Below are 21136 nucleotides of genomic sequence, written 5' to 3'. Positions count from 1 at the left end.
GCAAGAGTACGTATTTAACAGGTCGTTAATATACTAATGATTGCACCATTGAGTACGTACTCTTGCATCTTAAGAAAGTACATTCTTCTATGCAACGTGAAATATGTTGTCAGAACTTGAACTTATCGCTCTTCGTCGGGCGATAGATGCGATTACTTTTTTGATAATATCGTACGTAAAGTCTGAGGAAGATGTGTATTTTTGTCGGCTTTTTCGTGCTGAAACAGCTTATTTAGGACTGCCTACGCCTCACTAAGTGCTGGAATGGATGATTTTGAACTTTTTTTGAATGAAAAGATCATAGCTACTTGGTCAAGGAGATGTAGTTTTGTCGACGAATTAATTATTTAATGGACCCCAAATGTTATTAATCAAATCTAATTATTTATGCAAATAGCAAAGTTTAGATGGTTACTGATACTTATTTTGCTGAGTACAGGAATCTCTGCCCAATCTCAAATCAAAGTAACCGGTGTGGTTACTGATGCCTCCGGCGAAGAAATGCCGGGAGTTAATATCTCTATTAAAGGCACTACCATTGGAACAATTACCGACCTATATGGCAAATTCTCCATCAATGCTCCCGATAAATCGAGCGTTCTAACCGCTTCTTTTATCGGTTATCAAAAGAAAGAATTTAAAATAGGCAACCAGACATCAGTGAAAATTGTGTTGGAAGAAGACGCGATGGCACTCGATGAAGTGGTTATCTCGGCCGGTTATACCGAAGTGAAAAGACGCGATTTCACCGGTGCTGCCGGAAAGGCAAACCTTACCGATATGATGAAAACTCCTATCGCCAGTTTCGATCAGGCTTTGGCCGGACGTATTGCCGGAGTTCAGGTTTCGTCCAATGAGGGAATGCCGGGATCTACCTTCAATATTGTAGTGCGTGGTAATAACTCCTTGACTCAGTCGAATGCACCGCTTTATGTTATCGACGGTTTTCCTGTCGAAGATGCCAATGCCGCTGCGATCAACCCATCCGATATCGAATCACTCGACATATTGAAAGATGCTTCGGCTACGGCTATCTATGGAGCACGTGGTGCCAACGGAGTTGTTATCATTACCACCAAAAAGGGAGTAGCCGGTAAACCGACTGTGACCTACAACGGTAGCTTTAGCGTGCAGAAAATAACTAATAAGCTTGATATGCTTGATCCGTATGAGTTTGTGAAACTGCAAACAGAAGTGCGTACGAAAGCAGAAATGGATAAAACCTATTTTAGCCCGATAGGCGAAGGAGACAATCAGGTTATCAGAAACCTCGATTATTATCGCCATGTGCCGTATTATGACTGGCAGGATGAGATTTTCCGTACGGCTCTTACAAACAATCATTATGCATCATTGACCGGTGGTAAAGATGGAACGCGTTACAGCACTTCGCTTTCTTACCTGAGCCAGGAGGGAGTTATTATGAATTCCGATTTTGAGCGTTATCAAGGTCGTATGAGCCTGGATCAGAAAATCAGCGATCGTTTCTCAGTCAATATGAATGCCAACTATACGCGTGCCATCACCAATGGTGCCTCTCCATCGAGCACGGTATCGAGTGCTACCAGTAGTTTGATGTATAGTGTATGGGGATATCGCCCGATTACTTACGACGATACCGACCTGCTGAACTCTTTGTACGACCCTGCCGTTGATCAAGCCAACGACTATCGTTTCAACCCGATTCTTTCTTCTCGCGAAGAGTATAGAAAGCGTATCGAAGACAACCTGGTAGCGAATGCTTTTGTAGAATATAAAATTCTGAATGGATTGAAGGCGAAAGTATCAGCCGGTTATCGCCTGAAGAATGTATTGAGCGAATCATTCAATAACTCGAAAACGCGCTACGGTAATCCCAGTCGTTCGGAGGGTGTGAATGCTTCGATGCGTACCGAGGAGAATCGCTCTTGGTTGAATGAGAATATTCTTACTTATGTAAAAACATTTAAGAAGAAGCACAATATCAACATGCTGGCAGGTATCACTTTTCAGAGTGATTATAGCAAATACTACCGCATGGATGTTCAGCAGATTACGAATGAGGCACTGGGTATGAGCGGAATGGACGAGGGCACACCGATCAAGGTCGAATCTGCTTTGTCGGAATCGAAACTGATGTCTTATTTGGCTCGTGTGAACTATAATTATGATGCGAAGTACTACTTGACTGCCTCTTTCCGTTCGGACGGTTCTTCTAAATTTTTAGCAAACAACCGTTGGGGCTATTTCCCCTCGGCATCGGCAGCGTGGAACTTCAACCGGGAGGCATTTGCCGAAAGCGCATCGGGATGGTTGAGCAATGGTAAGGTTCGCCTAAGTTGGGGTTTGACCGGAAACAACCGCGTATCTGACTTTGCCGCTTATGCCAAACTATATTCAAGTGTGACTACCGAGTATCCTTTTGCCAATAGCTACTATCCGGGATACGCCCTTAGCTCGCTACCTAATGCCGATTTGAAATGGGAAACAACCGCTCAAACCAATCTCGGTCTTGACCTGGGCTTTTTCAATGATCGCATCAGCCTGACAGTAGATGTTTATAATAAGGTGACTCACGACTTGTTGTTGAATGCCGATCTTCCCTTCACAACCGGTTTCTCAACTGCTTTCAAGAATATTGGAAAGATGCAGAACCGTGGATTGGAGCTGACGATTGAAACACAGAATATCAAAACGAAAACGTTTACTTGGAACACAAACTTCAATATATCCTTCAACCGGGGAAAGATTCTCGATTTAAATGCCGGTCAGGAAACCTTGTTGAGCACTGTCTCTTTTGATAACGGCTACCAAACTCCTTCCTATATAGCACAGGTGGGGCAGCCGGTTGGTCTGATGTATGGCTTTGTTTACGAGGGAACTTATAAATACGAGGATTTTGATAAAACAGCCTCGGGAGATTACATCTTAAAAGCGAATGTGCCCAATAACGGAGGAGACCGCAGCAGCATCAAACCGGGAACTGCTAAGTATAAAGACATCAACGGAGACGGATCGGTAAACGATGATGACCGTACGATTATCGGTCGCGGACATCCTTTGCATACGGGTGGATTCACCAATAACTTTACGTATAAGAACTTTGACCTGTCTGTCTTCTTCCAATGGTCTTATGGCAATGACATTATCAATGCCAACCGCCTGTTGTTCGAGAACGGAGAGCCCAGAAAGGATACGAATATGTTTGCTACCTATGCCGATCGTTGGACACCGGAGAATCCGAATAGTGACACTCCTGCCGTGCGTGGTCAAGGCCCTAAGGTGTTCTCATCGCGTGTGATCGAAGACGGTTCTTATATTCGACTGAAAACCTTGTCGTTGGGTTATAATTTCCCCGCTACGTTGGTTAAGAAGTGGACGCTATCGTCTGCCAGAGTATTTGTATCGGGCGATAACCTGCTTACCTTCACCTCTTATTCGGGTTACGATCCCGAGGTGTCTGTGCGTAACTCGGCTTTGACTCCGGGATTTGATTACTCCGCTTATCCACGGGCTTACAACTTCTCAGTGGGATTAAACATCGGATTTTAACCATTAAATTTTGAAAAGACAATGAAATGCAATAAGATAATTTCCATCATAGCACTCTCTCTCTGTCTGGGATCGTGCGACTTCCTGAATACCGTTCCGAAGGACTTTGTAGCCCCCGAGAACTTCTTTAAGAACAAGCAGGAGGCTTTTATGTCATTGACCACAGCTTATAACCGCCTCACTCAAGATGCATTGTACGGTAACGTATATCCGCTGATGGTGGTTGGTACCGACGATTTGGGCTACTACGATCGTAATACGATTCCGGTAGGTATCTACAATAATAACATCAGTACCAGCGATAACGATGTACTCAACCTTTGGAAGAATCTGTATGATGCAATCAATAACATCAACTTTCTGCTCGAAGAGATAGGTCGTGTGCCCGACATGGATAGTGCTACCTTGACACTCTATAGCGGCGAAGCAAAGTTTCTGCGCGCTTACTATTACTTTTTGCTTGCACAATCTTGGGGAGATGTACCTTATAGTACCACCTCTCAGAAGTCGGTAACGGACGTTGATATACCTAACACACCGATGAAAACGGTGCTTGAGAATGTAGTAAGAGAGATGGAAGAGGCCGAAGCAATGGTCGCTGAGATAGATCAGGTTCCTGCCGGACGCATCAATAAATCGACCGTACGTGGTATCTTATCCCGTGTATATCTCAAAATGGCAGGCTGGCCTACCAATGGGGGTAAACCGATGTACGAGAAAGCTGCCTTCTGGGCAAAACAAGTAAACAAGGATGCGAAACACCGGTTGAACCCCAATTACAAAGAGGTGTTTATTAACCTGGCTGCTGATGTAGTCGATACGAAATACCGGGAGTCTATCTGGGAAGCCGAGATGAAAGGCAACCGTCAGGATGCACACCAAGGATCGGGTCGTATCGGTAATACGATCGGTATTGCCAATGGAGATGCCACCACCTCTTCGGAGGGGTATAGCTACGGCTTTATCTCTTGTACACTCAACTTATGGGATATGTATAATGACTTGAACGGCGACGGCCTGGTAGATGATGGCTTTGAACAAGGAAGTCTCAAAGAGAAACTTCACCCCGATGTACGCAGAGATTGGAACATTGCCCCTTATCGCTATGTGAAGAATTCGAAGAACGAGTATCTGAAAGGGTATTGGGGATATAAGGGCGATAAAAGAACGGATGCAGATGGTGCGGATAAAGGAACTTTTACGGCTACCGAATACGTAGAGCGTAATGCCGGGAAATACCGTCGTGAGTACGAAAAGGTTCTTCCACGCGACAAGAACCAGACCCCGATCAATTACCCCATACTACGTTATGCCGACGTGCTGTTAATGGTTGCCGAAGCTGAGAATGAAGTAAATAACGGACCTACAAAGGCGGCTTATGATGCTATCAATGAGGTTCGCCGCAGAAGCATTACCGGTGTGGCTGAGGTTACCGGCATGGATTACGCTTCGTTTAAACAGTTGGTTAAAGACGAGCGGGCTCGCGAACTTTGTTTTGAGGGAACACGTAAGTACGACCTCATTCGTTGGGATGAGTACGTATCCACCATGCGATTGGTTGCTTTGAATACGGCCGACTCTCGTTGGTCATCGGGCAAGAAGTTTGCTGTTAGTTATGCCAATAACGCCACCGAGCGGTATAAATGGTTACCAATCCCCAATCGTGAACTGGGTCTGAACAAACTCTTGCAACAGAGTGCTGCTTGGAAATAAATGTTTTAATCAATCAAAAGAGTACAATATGAAAAAATATATATTTATAGGTGGGATGGCTGTTTTATTGTTGCAGAGTGCCTGCAACAAAATGACCATCGAAGATGTAGACTTTAATGTAACCCCCGATAAAACGGTGGTTACCGCCGGCGAACCTGTGCTGTTTCAGTTCGATGGGAATCCTAATTTTATCACTTTCTTTTCGGGTGAAGACGGGCATAAGTATGTCAACAGAGACCGGATAGAACTGGACCCTTCGGAGATCGAGCAGTCAACCCTTTCGTTTACGGTAGACTCTAAATACGGTACCCAGACGAATGCATTGAAGGTTTATCTCTCTAAAGACTTTCCCGGATTGACACAGAAAGATACTGTAGCCGACCGTTCTTTGATCCAGACACACGCATGGAACGATATAACCGAACAATGCAAAATAGTCGACGGTAAAGTGACAAAAACGGGAAACCTCGATTTGAAAGAGTATCAAAGCGGATTTGTACTTGCCTTTCAATACAAAGGCAATACACAAACAACGCCTCAACGTACCATCATCATTACCGATTTATTGGTCTCTAATAAACTGAAAAACGGATCTCTTGTCGAAATAAAAGGAGACGGAATGAACTTCTCTTGCTTCGATATTAAGCCCTCCAATAAAGAGAATAACTGCTATAAGAAAGTTGTCTCGGGAAGCTTGATCCAAGGTACATGGAGCTTGATTGAGTTGGTAAAACTAAATAAGATTCAGATACAAGGAGGAAACAATACGCACGCTACCTGGGCCGATAATGATGACTGGCTGATTAGTGAAAAGATGAAGCTCAACAGCTGTCCCCCCGATACCGGCGAGGCTATTAAAGATATCAATAGAACCATAACAAGCTATAGCTATACATTTAACACTCCGGGCAGATATACGGTAAGCTTTCTGGCTGGCAATGCCAACGTAGATGGTAGTAAAGTAGTCTTGAAGGAAATGACTATCGAAGTAAAGTAGAGAATCAGATCTATATTGACCTTAATTATTTTTTAGCCCCATAGTTACGGCTTCACTTGCAAAATGATAGAGCAAGTGAAGCCTTTCTGTTTTCTCTTCTTTTTGACAAAAAAGCAGACATACAGACATGCTGGTTTTGAAGAAGCTCTCTCTTCTTCTCCCATTTTCTTCCGGAATCAATTTAAGCCGCTCTTCCTTTTCGTACAAACGAAGTGGCAATGCCATATTGGGTACAAAACTTACGATTTTCATTGTTGGCATAGATAGAATCAGCTCCGAGAGCTTTAACACGGGTCTTTGTGAGTCTCTGTTGTAACCGAATACAGTCTTTCAGACGTATCCCTTCATTGAAAGCCTTGAAAGAGGTTCAGCATATAGCTTTCATAGCAGGTGGCATCGGTCATGCAGACATGAAGGTTATTCATATAAGGTTTCCAGTACTCACATCGAATCTGCTGAAGAGAATCTATATCCAACTGCTCGGAGAGTTCCTGACGGATGGCACTTACTATCACTTCTGTGTTTGAATATTTGTAATGGATTATTGGTGTCCGTTAAACCTTTTACATATTTATCAAATAGGCTGAATCCCTCTCTTGAAATTCAGCCTATTTCTGTTCCTTTGCTTTTCCTTAAGATATAGAACAATGGGTAAGGACACGTCTTATTAAAGAGTCGTTTGCTTACATATCTGTTAGAATGTGAGGTTCAGGCTATGTGTCTGACCTTTGCGAGTACCGTCGGAGGCAAATACAGTTGTATTTCGTGAGGTTTGTTTGTTTCCACTCTTTAAGATGATAGTCAACTCTTTCAGTGAGTGGCTAGGATCTGCCACCTCTATATTGGCACCATTGTTTGTGGGCTTAACAATCATCACACAAGGTTTGTCGACAGTGAGTTCTAGTTCGTCGGTGGTCAATGTACCAGCTGAAAAGAATGCAATTTGCGTCACACCATCGTTGCGTACAGCATGCAGACCCTCTTGATTGGCTAAAATCTCTGACTTCACTTTGTAAGTTTGTATTTCTGCCTCGCTCATACCTGGGACAATGACATAACTATAGGTGGATTGTGAGGGGTTTGCACCGTGACCTAACCAAAGGGTAAGCACATCCATGTTTTGTATTTTGTTTTTAGTGGTATTGATAGTTTTCCAGTTTTCAGTCTTATTTTGAGCGGTAATATTTACCTTTTGCCCATCGGGAAAGAAGTAAGCTATCCCATCGTTCCAAATGGCCCTAATGTTTTTATTGGCTATTGCGCTGTTTAAGTTTACAGGTGTTTTAATATCGTCTGCCAAGTAGCTTGCACCGGATTTGTATAAACATTGGTTGACCGATGTACGTACCTCCTCGGTCGCTTTTGAAGTGATACCGCTACCCATGGCCACCACTTCTTTACCCCAGAAGAACCACGATTTATTGGCTTTCAAGTCAAGTTTATCGTTACTATTATCTACCTTATAAACCGAATTCCCAATTTTCCCATTGCTTACGCCACCGGTGAAGTTGGTATTGCCCAATTGCCCCCAATCCTTACCCTTAGGCGTCGTTTTTTGGTGAAGTGCGGTTACACCGGGTACCATATTCCAATCCCACACGGGGTAGATGTCAAAATATTCCTCACCGGTACGCTGTATGGCGGTAGAACCGTCTGAAATGTAGTAACCTTTCAAGTTTTCTCCATTACCACCGGTTTCGCAACGAGAAGTACGACTTGAAACTGAGCGCACACTCATGGTGTAAGCAGGTCCTTGATAGAGAGTGAAGTCGCCTACAAAGTATTGGGTTAATGACTCTTCGGCACCGCTATAGTTTTTAGTTTCAATCCATGTTTTGTTTTTCTGATAAACTGAAGCGTTAGCGGGATCTGCCTCAGCCAGTTTGTCCAACCGTCCGAGCCAGAAGCGAGTGTCAGAAGCCTCTGGCCGACTTACACTGCGTCCCATCTCATTAAACAGTTCGCTCTTCCCACGTAGACTTTTCAGCATGATACCCTTTACCAAATTCTGGAAAGTGGCGAGTTGTTCACCTGCCAAAGCGAATTTACTGCCGTTGGCATATTGTACGATTTTAAGTATACCATCTAAGAATACAGTACCGTATCCCCCGATATAAAGCTGTGGACCATGCTGGAAGAAACAATCGTCATATTGAATCCCTTCTTGATTACTACTCACACGATTCAGTTGCTTGAATGCTTCTTGCAAGCCGGTATTTAAGGTGTTTTGGTCTTCCCACACCGCACCTCGGCAAATCCAATGTAAAGCTATATCGATAGCATTGGCACCCGTTTGCTTGGTTACGTCACCACAATTCAATTGCATGTATCTTACCATTCTACCTAGGACTTTACTACTCAATTTAGGATCTTCACCTGAGCGAGTGAGTGCTAAAATCACACCCAACGGTTTGGCTATACCGACTTGTATGTTCCACCAGTTGGCAGCTTTGGGGTTGGCATCGTCCCAATAAATAAGACCATCGGCAATACGTTCGAGTAAAACCATATCCTTGTAGTATTTGCTTTTGGGCAAAGCAAAAGCTTTAGCCATAGAGAGTAGCACATCGAAATGTGTACGCAGGTTCCACTCGTTATTTTCGTAAACAGTATAATCCAAACCTTTCACGGAACCGTCAGGATTCAACTTTTTCAGATTGTCTTCTACTGCTTTATCGAGTGAGTTGATGTCCAAACCGCCAGTCTCTTCTTTTACAATGTTTTCGATGATTTTATGGCAGGTAGCTATAAAATCAGGGTCTTTTTCTATCTTACCCGGTTCTTCCGGAATATCCGGTTTATCGATGTATATATCATCGATGACCGATTTATCGATACATCCATTAAATGCAAGGATACTAAAGGGGACAATCAGTGACAGAGCTAGTATCAGCACCCGTCTTAGTAATCTGTTTAAAGTGTTCATATATTGTTTTTTTTGGTGATTAATCTTCTGCTTCTGAAAGAGCGATTTCGTCAATCCAGAAATCTACGTTACTCTTATCGGTAAGTTTGAAACCAGGTACGTGACCTACATTACCTGATGTGTGCAACTTGAACTGCAACATTAGCAGTATGTTTTCGAGAATATAGAAAGTAGAGCTGAACTTTTTCCATTCGCTACCGGTTTTATCACTTAGGGTGCAGTACATACCAGGTGTTTTTTCAAGATAAGAATTACCCTGCTCGTCAAATGTGATGCTCATCTGCTTGTTGTAGCCTTTATAATAATACCAATCCTTTTGACAAACTTCTGATAACAAATCTATCATCGGAATAGAACTATACATGGCAGCTATCGGCAACAAGGAACGATACCCCAACGCATTACCACCCACCCACCATACGTGATTACGAAAACGAGGAATTGAAACTACATTTAGATCTGTTTCGTCATGTCGCAAAGGTTGTGTCCAGGCTTGCAGTCCAATAACTTTCAGCATAACACAAGCTTCTTTTAGTAAATCTTCTCCTTGTCCATTTTCTGCCTTATCCATCTGTTTTAGGAAACAGAAATATATATTGGAGGCTACTGTCGGCATAGCAAAACAAGAAGTATGCAAACGAGGACCATCATTTGGTCTTCCGGCTTCAATAGTGCCGTAATGGAGGATAGCTTTCAACACTTTGTTTGAAAGTGCCTGTTCCTCAGATATCATTCCTTTACGATAAGTATCTGCTATTTTCCAAATACGATTAAAAGCATCTGTAAGGAATAGGCCTATTTTGTTTTGCGAACTTGAAGATATCTTCTGAAAGCCCCCATTTTTTCGTAAACCTTCCTCCAAATCTTTCAACCCTAAAAATACTCCATTCGCATCCAATTGTTCCAGACACTCCTGCACTGTTAAGTCCGTACTCATAGAATGATACCTATAAGGATTTTTTGCAAAAGTATCTCGTAATATCAGCATCGCTTCACCTTTCACATCATCCTTCTTTTGACGAGCTTCACCATAATAACGGTTATAATTGTGAAAAGCAAATTTCATTTCTTTCTCTTGTGTCATGGACAACATAGGCGTACAAATCAAAAGAAAAAGTATAATTGTTTTTTCTGCATAATGATTCATTATAAATTGATATTATAAAAAATACAATGAAAGGTAAAGAGAAGAATCTCACAATCCCTCTCTTTACCTTTCATCACTAATTCTTTATTAAAAGTCTTGTAGATGATTTTACCATCCTGGATTTTGTGTTAAGTTATTATTCACATAAATTTCATTTTGGGGGATAGGATATAGATACATTCTGTCATCCCAAACACGTTCTTGTACCTTTTCTTTTTTGTATAAGAGTATTCCATTGTCATTCTGTATTTTCACACCGTAGATATTTTGCACAAGTTTACCTTCTTTCCATCGTCTAATATCCCAAAAGCGGTGATCTTCGAAAGCCAGTTCAATGCGACGTTCCTTACGTACCTTCACTCGAAATTCGGTTTGATTGACGGCAACTACCTCTTTCATATTCGCAGCCAAACGAACTTGATTTAACGCATCACGGGCAGAAAGCGGATGAGTGGCATCCGTATAGTCAGGTCCTTTCCACTCATTCATAGCTTCAGCATAGTTCAGTAAAACTTCGGCGTAACGATAAGTCGGAAAATGGTGAGGCTTGGAAATCGGCTTCACCGGATCCAAAGATACCGTTTCATCTACCAACTTCTTTAAATAATAGCCTGTAGTAGTGGCACCATCCAATGGAACACCATTTTTACCACCTTCGTAAGTTTCCAACTTAATCTTCATAAAGGTTCGGCCGTTACACAACACATTCTGATAAAGACGAGGGTCACGAGTAGCCTTTCCACTTGCATTATAATACATATTAGCTACATGATCTGGATTGTTCCAGTCAAACGGAACACCGTCTGCCATTTCATATTCGTCCACCAAGTTTTGTGTCGGAACATTTCGGCCAAGCGACACTACTCCGAAACCACCGACTGGCAGATTATTCTTCTCAAAAGAGTTATTTGTACTACCACGCGTTTCAAAAATTAATTGTTTGGAAGGCAAAACATCGTTACCGCTTTTATTCCACAACGGATCTTTGTCAATCTTTTCCAATCGATAGGTATTCAGTTTGATTACTTCGTATGCAGCATCAGCCGCTTTTTTCCAAAGTTCCGTGTTGTTGTCCTTGTTGAACAACGGACTGGCAGCATAAAGCAATGCACGAGCACGGATGACATAAGCGGCGCCACGGTTCACGCGACCAACCTCTTTACCGACAAAATCATTGAATGACACTGGAAGTTCTGGAGCCTGCGTAGCACATTCTTGATCAATATAGTCGATTACATCTTGAAAAGACGATTTCTTTACGTCGTTAATTTCATTCAATTTATAGGTTTTCAGTACCAAAGGGATGTCTCCATAACGTTTGGCTAATTCAAAATGATAGAGAGCACGCAAAACTTTCACTTCTTTCAATGCCATACGTACCTTTGTCAAATCATCTTTAAAATTTTTATCCCACTTGTAGATGTCGAGTGCTTCCTCCGTATAGTTCTCCAAAAAGAGGTTCACATCGTGAATCAGCTCATAATAACCTCCCCACTGATTATCAATTAAGTTAATCGAGCTCCATTTGTTGGTGTACACATCATTCACGGCATTACTTTTTTCAGTATACATTGCATTATCCGTAGCCGATTCGCGTAATGCACCACCAATAACACCATAGTCGGACGACAGTTTGCGATAGATGGCCGTAGCCTGCTTCTGAATATTTTCAAAAGTTGCATAAGCTTGATTCTTATTAAGCCCTTGTGATTCGTCGAACTCCAGAAAATCACAACCGCTCAATATAGCCATAGCAGCCAGAAAAGTAATATATTTCTTTAGTTTCATATTGTTCTGTTATTTTTAGAAGTTAATATTTAAACCTACATACACAGACATTAAGTCTGGATAGTTGACAGATATATCCTCACAATTTGCATAATCAATGTGGTCCCAAGAAAACAGATTATTACCTCTTACATATACCTGACATTTATTTACTCTCATAGGTTTTATCCATTTCTGAGGCAGGTTATAGTAAATATTCAAGTTACGCAATTTTAAATAAGAACCGTCTGCCAGCCATTGAGTGCTACTACGGAAGTTATTAGCATTATTAAGTGTAGTCAAACGAGGCAACGTTGCACTATTTTTAGTTTCTTCAGTCCATCGTACATTGTCTTCAAGATACCACTTTGACAAGTTACTCTTACCGTTGCGCAACGGCCAATATACGCTTGCCGTATTCAACATACGACTCAATTGCCCAGCACCCTGAAACAACATATCAATACCAAAACCTTTGTACTCGAACCCTAAATTGATGCCATAGAAAAAACCAGGATTGATAGAATGTCCAATAGACACAACGTCATGTTCATTAATCTGATTGTCACCATTCTGATCTTTATATTTAATGTCACCCGGACGTACATCAGAGAATGTTTGTTCAGGACTTTTTTTAATATCATCCCAATCGTTAAAGTATCCGATAGCCTCCAAACCATAATTCTGTCCCAGTTGATTACCTTTCTTATACAGGTAGCTATAAGGCTGATATCCTTCACCGTTTTCCATAATTTCAGTCTTCATGGACGAGAAATTTCCACCTACATAGTAGTTGAAGTTCTTACCTACTTTATCTCTCCAAACCAACGATAGTTCAAGACCTTTCGTGTCGACCGCACCGATGCATTGGCTGGGAATCCCTGCTCCAATCACTGCAGAATACAGAGAGCTATTACTTACCAATATATTTCTCCGCTTATCCATATAGAAATCCGTAGCTAAAGACAATCGCTTGTCCAACATCTGCAAATCAAATCCTACGTCATATTTATCTGCTATCTCAATGTCAAGCTTCTCTATAGCCAATGTACCTGCATGCATACCGGAAGAACCTGCTGGAGTAACACCGAATTGATAACCACCAGTACTTTCCCAGTAACGTACATCTAGTTCGTAGCCAATATTGTCATTGCCCGAACGTCCCCAGGAGGCGCGCAACTTGAAATTGTCTATTATCTGCAGGTTCTTCATAAATGACTCATTGGAAAGTATCCAAGCAGCCGATACGGAGGGATAAGTACGATATTTATCATTTCTGCTCAATACACTGGTACCCATACGATTCACTATTACGTTCAGTGCATAACGATTGTCGTAGTTATATCCTCCTGCAAACATATATGACTGACGATACATGGAATTATTTCTACCTTTCGGAACATAGGACTGTTGCCAATATTGAAGTAATCCATTCACGGCATGACGACCAAAAGCACGGTCATAACCAATCTTACCCTCAAGTACCGTGCGCATGTACTGACTGTTCAGATTATTATTATTAATAGATAGAGCTTTATCTTCACCTTTTTTTTCTGTCACGATTTCATATTCTCCCGTATTCGGATTCAATATCAGGTCATTCTGTTCATAAACATAGCTTTGTGTACCAGTCTCTTGAAAAACGGCATCATTATCATACGCAAGGGATAATTCTGCACTCAAACCTTTCGCCAGCATAGACAAGTCCTGATGAATACGTAAATTTGATTGTAGCAGACGCCGATCAGTTCGGTAATATCCGATATCGGCAATTTCGGCAATAGGGTTGTTCGGGAATAACAGACTTCCTCCCCATTCACCAGAAGAGGTACGAATCGGATATACTGCCGAAGGAGTGTTATATAGATAGGAAAACATGGTTCCCTCACTGATCCTTGGGCGATTTTCTTCACGCAACAGACCGAACATTGACAAAGTAGCCGTGGTAGAACTGGTAATGTCAACATCCAAATTAATACGAGCATTCAAGTCATATTTCTTCATTTGCGCATCATAACGTTCGGAAAGTTGAGTAAGACTTTCATTCAAAATACCCTGATCGTTCTTATAATTCACCAACGCATAGTAGCGCAAAGACTTCCCTCCTCCTCTGAAAGAGAGGTTCAATTGATGGTTTGTAGTGTGATTACGCAACGCTTCACTCATCCAGTTAGTATTCGCATACAAGTCCGGGCGAGAACCATCGCGAAAAGCATCTAAAGCTGCTTGATTGTATTGTGGTTCCAGACCATCATAATACAACGCTTCATTCTTCATCTGTGCATAAGTATATCCGTCTACAAATTTAGGCTGATTGATGGGCATCCCCATTCCAAAGGTATAATTTACGTTTACACTTTTAGTATTATACAGGCCTCGTTTCGTCTTAACTACAATTACACCATTAGCTCCACGCAATCCCCACAAAGCAGTAGCGGCTCCGTCTTTCAGTACAGAAATACTTTCCACTTCGTTCCCATTGACATATTCTAAAGGGCGAGGTATTCCATCTACAATCACTAAGGGTTCAGCCCCTCTCAAAGAGCCTCCTCCACGAACTGTCAAACTGGCATTCTTCGTCCAACCGGTATTTTGCTTCACCATTAATCCCGGGAATAAGCCATTTAACGCATTGGTCAGATTGGGAGAAGAGTTTGATCTTAACGCTTCACCGGAAATCGTGGTGACAGCCTGCGTTTGTTCACGTTCCGTATACTCTACTCCTCTATTCTCTACCAAGAAATCCACATCGGTCAAACAAATTTTCACTGACTTATCTGATACCCATACACGCCTTACTTTACCATCGGCATATCTCACTTCGATATAGTCTCCTTCGTCCGCTTTGAGAACAAATGCTCCGTTTTCACCAGTTATCACTTTGTTTTCTGGTGCACCTACGGTAAACAAAGCCACTCCCTTCATTGGAATGCCATAACGATCCTGTACTATTCCTGTAACCGTCTGTTGAGCCATGGTTGCGAGTGAAAACAAACCGGCCATTCCAAATATCAATATATTTCTTTTTTTCATATCACATTTGTGCTAATAATTAGAATTTCATTATTCCCAACCGGGATTCTGAACCAAACCATACTTCTTGTTGATTTCTATCAATGGAAGTGGAGTCAAATAGTAACGATCATCCCAAAGTTCTACCCATATACGTTTGTTTGGGAAGAATTGCGTCAATTCATGACGATAAGAACCGTCTGCTTCTTTCCATGTATCCAACGTATAACGAGTGATATCCAAATAATCTTTGTGTTTCCAACGATTGATATCGAAGTAGCGTACTTCTTCAAAACCAAACTCCAACGCTCTCTCACGCAAAATGGCTTCACGCAAACCCTTTCCTGGAGTAATCATTTCTTTAGTATAACCCCACATTTCTACACGGTCGCGAACTAAATTGACATAATCGTAAGCATCGCGTCCAAATTCGTCTTTCTCCGTAGCTTTGCCCAACTCATTCATTGCTTCAGCTATGCTCAAATAAACTTCTGGTAAACGTAGCAATGGACATTCATAGAACTTATTCTGCACATCAACTCTCAAATCTTGTGTATGCTTGCGCACTGCTATACCACAGATAGCATAGTTATTCCAAATAAAGTCACCATTACCCTTTCCTCCCATGCGATTCGGAGCATCACGTCCTTTCCAGTATATTTCTGCCTTACGTCCCAATATTTTGTCCTGATTTACAATGACAGTCTCATACAGACGTGGATCACGAACCATATTGCCTTTTGCATCAAAGAAAGGATATTTAGCATGCACCGGATTATTCCAGTCAAACTCTGTTCCATCTTTCATTTGGAACATATTTACATAATTCATAGTAGGATGGCCTGCTCCATATCTAATCTGTGAAATAGCCTTACTATTCACATTCCATTTCGTATAACGATGACTACATATCAAAATCTCATGATTGTAACGGGTAAAATACCCATCCCAGAAATCTTTACGCGGATTACCTGTATTAACTAATTGATAGAAGTTATTATTATTTTGATTTTCACGCAAGAACGCCAAACCAGCGTCTAATGCATCTTGCCAACGGCTCTTATCATAATTTCCCCACCATGTATAGTGCCGATTAGAAGCCTCTCCCGACTTGAATGGTTGTTCGCTATTGAATAAGGGGCTGGCAGCAAATAACAGAAAACGTACTTTCAATGCCATCATACCAGCCTTTGTCATACGTCCGTCATCTGCAGCTTCTACTTCCCATGGTAGCATGGCGGCAGCCTCATCAATTAAGTTACGCACCTTTGTCACCATATCTTGCACCGTCATACGGGTAAATTTCATTTCATCTCCGGGACCATAGGCACGATCAATCCATGGCATACCTCCCAGATAACGGAACATTTGCACATAATGAAAAGCCATGATAGCTTTAGCTTCTCCTTTACGGGTGCGCTTTTCTTCATCCGTCATATCGGGTACACGATCTATGTTGTCCAGGAATATATAAGCTTTACGAATACCCCAAGTAGCAGACATTGCTCCATCAGCCTCGTTATAAATCATCTGATAAGGACCACCACCCGGATCGGCTGCCGACATAGTGCCTTTATGATAACTGTTACCTCCACCTTTAGTCATATCCGCCAAATCAGTCAAAGACTCCAATATACCCCATGACAAGCGATTGGCCTGAGGTTGAAAGTCTGGAAGCGTATGATAGATCTGCGCCAATGCTTGTTCAGCATATACTTTATGCGCATACACACTGTCTATATTCACCTCGTCACTTAAAGGTTTCTCAAGAAAGGCATTACCAAACTTGAAATCGTCACATCCTACGAATAGCAACGAAAAAACCACGAACAAGCTATTTATATATTTCTTCATAATCATAACCCGTTGGCGGAATTAAATTAGCGCATATTTAATCCTTCCAATAGGTCTATTGTTCATTTTGTTGATGTATTGCAAAATCGTAAGAGCGCTAATCTTACTGATTATCCTAGTAAAAATCCCATTGACGTCTTTGGCATAATTCCTTATCATCATGAACTGGTCACACATCTGCGAAAAGAGTGTTTCAATTCTTTTCCTTGCTTTAGCAAAAGGAATAAATGTTGGCTTCCAATTCTTTTGATTGAGTCTGTAAGGTACTTCCAGTTTAATGTTAGCACTTTCAAATAAATCCAATTGTACCTCAGTTCCAATATATCCTTTATCACCAAACAGGCTACAATCCTGATATTCATACTTTACATCCTGAAGATAATGAATGTCATGAACGTTTGCCTTTGTCAAATCAAAGGAGTGTATCACACCGTTTAATCCACAGACTGCGTGTAGTTTGTAGCCATAGTAATAAAGTTTTTGTGAAGCGCAATATCCAAATGCAGGTGAACGTTCATAGTCATCTTTGCCAACTTTGCAGCGTTTAGCTCTGGCAATACGACAAACCTCTATTGGCTTTGAATCTATACAGAAGAATTCTTCCCCACCATCAATTTCAGTCACAATTCTTTCGCGTATCTCTTTACAGAGATTGGCTGTGAGTTTCCTACGATCATTAAATTGTCTTCTTGAAATTAGATGTGGCAGCTCATTGGAGTATTCTCCTAGTTTGGAAAATAAGTAGTTTTCACTATCCAAACCAATAGACTCCATCGTAAGGCTAAGAGAAACTACTTCTAAATCAGAAAAACGAGGAACAACTCCGGGGCGAGGTATGTTACCGTGTTCGGTTACAAGATTATCAGAAAACTCCTTGCAAATGTGGAGAAATTTTGCGAATATTGCATATAAGTTGTGCATAGAGTGATGACATATTAAAAAGTTTGCTCACTTCTAATATACTAAATATCACGAATATGTACAACTTATTTTAAAACATCTTATTAGATAATTAATTCCGCCAACGGGTAATCATATTATTTTTTAAAAAGTAATATTCACACCCAAGTTATAAATCTTCATTACCGGATAACGGTCATTATACCAATCTGGATTGGATTCCGGATCCATAATTTTGAGATGGTCGAAAGTCAACAGGTTATAGCCTGTAAATTTAATTCCCAACTGACTGATACCTAGTTTCTTCAAGGCCGGACGGTTTATGAAGTTATATCCCACTGTCAAGTTCTTTAATTTTAAATAAGATCCATCTTTTACCCAAAGATCTGATTGTCGATGGTTATAGTCGGCATGATCTTTTGAGAGACGGGGAGCAGTGGCTACCTCAGCCGTTTCAGGTCTCCAAATACCTTCTGTTTGATATTCCATCAATGTTCCGCCGAACGGGTTGCTAAACATATGACCTAGCACTACTGAACGCTCGGCAGCGCCTGTCCAGTTCATTGAAAAGAAGAAACCTTTATAGTCGAAACCATAATTCAAGCCGAACATATAATTAGGACGTGAAGAAGATCCTATTTGACACTGGTCATCCTCATTAATAAACTTATCCCCATTTAAATCCTTATACTTCACATCACCTGGAAGTACAGCAATCTGCGTAACCGGATTTCCCTCTTTCAAGGTATATACCTTTTTACCTTTCGCATCAGTTGTGATATTGAATTCGTCTTCACGATAGAAACCATCGGATATATAACCGAACACAGCTCCTACCTGCTTGCCCGTACGCCATAGATAAGGCTCGTTAGGCTCCACTTCATCCTGGAAGATTATCTTATTCTTGGCATAAGATATGTTAGCATTCAGGTAATAGCTGAAATCATTGCCGATACGGTCGTTCCAGTTCAGTTCAATTTCATAGCCTCTATTCTCAACTTCTCCCATATTCACCACAGGAAGCAGAGATGGGGTAAAGGCTGTGATACCTGGAAGGGTCTTACGTGCAATCAGAATATTTTTACGCTTCTCAATGAAGTAATCGAACTTGGTTTTCAAACGGTTATCAAAAAAATTAATGTCGATACCATAGTTCTGCTTCAAGGAAGTTTCCCAAGTCACATTGCGGTTACCTAAACGGTTTTCCAACGTACCTTTCATAACGGTGGCATTGTCATAACCAAAATTATAGCCCCATTGATTATTTCCCCATTCTCTGTCTGTACCACTCTTATCTATATCATAGCTATCTGGCAAATAAAGAAAACGGTTATTACTTATATTATCGTTACCAACCAGACCGACTGTGGCTCTGAATTTCAGGAAATCAAGGAACTTTATATTTTTCATGAATTTCTCTTCAGAAAGAATATATCCCAACGAAAAAGCAGGGAAAGTACCAAAACGTTTTTCCGGTGCAAAGTTTTCGGAGCCATTGTAACCAATATTAAACTCCGCCAAGTAACGGGACTTGTAATCGTAAGTAGCTCTACCCACCAAACCAACGTAGGCTGTAGGAATAAAGCTCAACTGTCCGGGGTAATACTTTTTGTTTTGGTTATACAGTAACAAACCGCTTACATTGTGATCACCGAACTTTCGATTATATCTTAAACTGGCCTCGAAATACCAATTACGTCCACGACCATCACCTTCACTATACGCTGGGCCGTCTTCATTTCCAGAGACTAAATAAACAATTGACTTATTGTAGTTCGGATCGGTAGGGTTCATCTCAGGATTCTCCAGTTCCGACTGATAATAGGCACTATACAATCGATAACGGCTAGCCTGCTTTGTCATACCTTTTCTGAAGATGTAATCGGTATTATAAGCCCCTTTCACTTCTACTGCAAGTCCTTTGGTTAGGAAATCCAACTTTTGCACTAGCAGTAAGTCCATGTTCAATGTATTGGTCATAGTCTTGAGCCAACCACGATTATAAATATTTGTCACAGGATCGCTGTTTACAATATCACCATACTTATTAGGAATAACGACTGCTTTTCCATCAATTACACCTGGACTAGAAAACGGTTGACTGTTATTCATGTTTCTCCACATTCCATCTTCCGGAACCGCTGATTGTTTTCGATTACCCACAACGCCACCTATACCAAGCTTCAGAAGAGTGGTTTTACTAATATCAATATCCAAATTGGTACGATAGTTATAGCGATTGTAGCTATATCCTTCCGAACTATTCCCGAAATTTTTGAAAAGGCCGTCCTGAAAGAGATACCCTACGGAAATAAAATATCGCACCTGATCAGTACCGCCCGATATATTAAGATTGTGTTGTGTTTGTATGGCTGATTTTTTCAATAGATAGGAGCGCCAATCCATACTTGGATACATAATAGGCTCATCGCCCAAACGAAAACGCTCCAAATCATAGTCCGTGAAATACCTATCCGGATCGCGACCGTCATTTATTTCACGCTCTCTGAATAGAGTGGCGTATGTATAGCTGTCGGCATTGTGCAGCATACGGGTAGGAGTTTGTATACCTACTGATGAATTAACCGCTATCTTGGCTTTACCTTTTGCACCGCGGCGCGTAGTTACCAAAACTACACCGTTGGCACCGCGCACCCCGAATACAGCTGTAGCCGAAGCATCTTTCAATACCGTCACATCTTCAATCTCGTTAGGATCCATTTGGAAGAAACTACGTTCTACACCATCCACTAATATCAAAGGCGAAGAACCACTTTCCGTCAAAGCCCCGGCGCCACGAATATAAATTTTAGGGTCTTCGGCACCTGGCTGTCCGCTCGACTGAACCGACGAAAATCCCGGAATCTTACCTGCCAATGAGTTTGCTACACTGGCATTGGGCGATACCAGTAAAGATTCTGTTTTAACAGAAGATATAGCACCTGTCAGAGTCTCTTTCCTCTGCACACCGTAAGCAACTACCGTAACCTCTTCCAGCATTTCAGAGTCTTCTTTTAAGATTACCTTGACGTGATTCTTGCCATTTAGTGGTACTTCTTGCTCTTTATAACCAATAAAGCTTATCTTCAGAACAGCTTTATTCAAATTCGGTACTTGTATTTTAAAGTTTCCATCCACATCACTAATAACACCGCTAATACTACCTTTAACTATAATATTGGCACCAATAATAGGTCCCATATCATCAGAGACATTACCTGTAACCATGACCTGCGCTAAAGCCATCGTAGGCACAAAAAACATCATGAGTGATAGCCAAAGTGCTATC

At 41.4% G+C, this 21136-nt stretch carries 11 protein-coding genes and 2 pseudogenes; 3 read left to right on the top strand and 10 right to left on the bottom strand.

The features are described from left to right. Positions 1-387: 387 nt before the first annotated feature. The 3 genes from TY03_RS03020 to TY03_RS03010 are packed head-to-tail and all read left to right on the top strand — an operon-like array spanning position 388 to position 6241. Positions 388-3531 (top strand): SusC/RagA family TonB-linked outer membrane protein, encoded by a 3144-nt coding sequence (locus TY03_RS03020; protein ID WP_042367183.1) that lies wholly within the window; start codon positions 388-390, stop codon positions 3529-3531. A gap of 21 nt (positions 3532-3552) precedes the next feature. Continuing rightward, positions 3553-5244: a RagB/SusD family nutrient uptake outer membrane protein gene (locus tag TY03_RS03015; protein ID WP_042367182.1), complete on the top strand. Its 1692-nt coding sequence runs from the start codon at positions 3553-3555 to the stop codon at positions 5242-5244. A gap of 28 nt (positions 5245-5272) precedes the next feature. After that, positions 5273-6241, top strand: coding sequence for a DUF5017 domain-containing protein (locus TY03_RS03010; RefSeq protein ID WP_042367181.1), 969 nt, complete (start codon positions 5273-5275; stop codon positions 6239-6241). A gap of 21 nt (positions 6242-6262) precedes the next feature. Here TY03_RS03010 and TY03_RS03005 read toward each other — a convergent pair whose 3' ends face one another. The 10 genes and pseudogenes from TY03_RS03005 to TY03_RS02970 form a co-directional block, all read right to left on the bottom strand. Continuing rightward, entirely contained in the window at positions 6263-6493 is a 231-nt protein-coding gene (locus tag TY03_RS03005) for a hypothetical protein (protein WP_187373968.1), read from the bottom strand. Further along, positions 6426-6605 (bottom strand): annotated as a pseudogene (locus TY03_RS23165) (DDE transposase); the annotation flags it as partial. The pseudogene TY03_RS23165 and the gene TY03_RS03005, both read right to left, overlap by 68 nt. Continuing rightward, entirely contained in the window at positions 6586-6756 is a 171-nt protein-coding gene (locus TY03_RS23160; RefSeq protein ID WP_394330865.1) for a hypothetical protein, read from the bottom strand. The gene TY03_RS23160 and the pseudogene TY03_RS23165, both read right to left, overlap by 20 nt. Before the next feature lie 179 nt (positions 6757-6935). Further along, positions 6936-9167 carry a polysaccharide lyase family 8 super-sandwich domain-containing protein gene (locus TY03_RS03000; protein WP_148335561.1) on the bottom strand — a complete coding sequence of 744 codons (2232 nt, stop codon included), beginning with the start codon at positions 9165-9167 and terminating at the stop codon, positions 6936-6938. A 19-nt stretch (positions 9168-9186) separates the two neighbouring features. Next, positions 9187-10314: a hypothetical protein gene (locus TY03_RS02995; protein ID WP_148335560.1), complete on the bottom strand. Its 1128-nt coding sequence runs from the start codon at positions 10312-10314 to the stop codon at positions 9187-9189. Between the two features lie 108 nt (positions 10315-10422). Further along, complete coding sequence (locus tag TY03_RS02990) at positions 10423-12102, bottom strand: RagB/SusD family nutrient uptake outer membrane protein (RefSeq protein ID WP_042367177.1); 1680 nt, start codon at positions 12100-12102, stop codon at positions 10423-10425. 15 nt (positions 12103-12117) lie between these two features. Further along, on the bottom strand, positions 12118-15114 hold the full coding sequence (locus TY03_RS02985; protein ID WP_148335559.1) for a SusC/RagA family TonB-linked outer membrane protein: 2997 nt from the start codon (positions 15112-15114) through the stop codon (positions 12118-12120). Between the two features lie 30 nt (positions 15115-15144). Then, positions 15145-16953 (bottom strand): RagB/SusD family nutrient uptake outer membrane protein, encoded by a 1809-nt coding sequence (locus TY03_RS02980; RefSeq protein ID WP_042367175.1) that lies wholly within the window; start codon positions 16951-16953, stop codon positions 15145-15147. Between the two features lie 15 nt (positions 16954-16968). Beyond that, positions 16969-17926, bottom strand: a pseudogene (locus TY03_RS02975) (IS982 family transposase). Positions 17927-17991: 65 nt separating this feature from the next. After that, a complete protein-coding gene (locus TY03_RS02970) occupies positions 17992-21114 on the bottom strand; it encodes a SusC/RagA family TonB-linked outer membrane protein (protein ID WP_042367170.1) in 3123 nt (1040 codons plus the stop codon). Positions 21115-21136 lie beyond the last annotated feature (22 nt).

Source organism: Bacteroides neonati, from assembly GCF_000499785.1.
In the GTDB taxonomy this organism is placed as follows: domain Bacteria; phylum Bacteroidota; class Bacteroidia; order Bacteroidales; family Bacteroidaceae; genus Bacteroides; species Bacteroides neonati.
The sequence above is the reverse complement of the archived record's forward strand: the minus strand, read 5'-3'. Positions and strand labels throughout refer to the sequence as shown.

Bases quoted from the DNA above. Each gene is read 5' to 3' on its own strand.
- TY03_RS03020 (WP_042367183.1), top strand. From the start codon at position 388: ATGCAAATAGCAAAGTTTAGATGGTTACTGATACTTATTTTGCTGAGT.
- TY03_RS03010 (WP_042367181.1), top strand. From the start codon at position 5,273: ATGAAAAAATATATATTTATAGGTGGGATGGCTGTTTTATTGTTGCAG.
- TY03_RS03005 (WP_187373968.1), bottom strand. From the start codon at position 6,493: ATGAAAATCGTAAGTTTTGTACCCAATATGGCATTGCCACTTCGTTTG.
- TY03_RS03000 (WP_148335561.1), bottom strand. From the start codon at position 9,167: ATGAACACTTTAAACAGATTACTAAGACGGGTGCTGATACTAGCTCTG.
- TY03_RS02980 (WP_042367175.1), bottom strand. From the start codon at position 16,953: ATGATTATGAAGAAATATATAAATAGCTTGTTCGTGGTTTTTTCGTTG.
- TY03_RS02970 (WP_042367170.1), bottom strand. From the start codon at position 21,114: ATGATGTTTTTTGTGCCTACGATGGCTTTAGCGCAGGTCATGGTTACA.
- TY03_RS02990 (WP_042367177.1), bottom strand. From the start codon at position 12,102: ATGAAACTAAAGAAATATATTACTTTTCTGGCTGCTATGGCTATATTG.
- TY03_RS02995 (WP_148335560.1), bottom strand. From the start codon at position 10,314: ATGAATCATTATGCAGAAAAAACAATTATACTTTTTCTTTTGATTTGT.
- TY03_RS03015 (WP_042367182.1), top strand. From the start codon at position 3,553: ATGAAATGCAATAAGATAATTTCCATCATAGCACTCTCTCTCTGTCTG.
- TY03_RS02985 (WP_148335559.1), bottom strand. From the start codon at position 15,114: ATGAAAAAAAGAAATATATTGATATTTGGAATGGCCGGTTTGTTTTCA.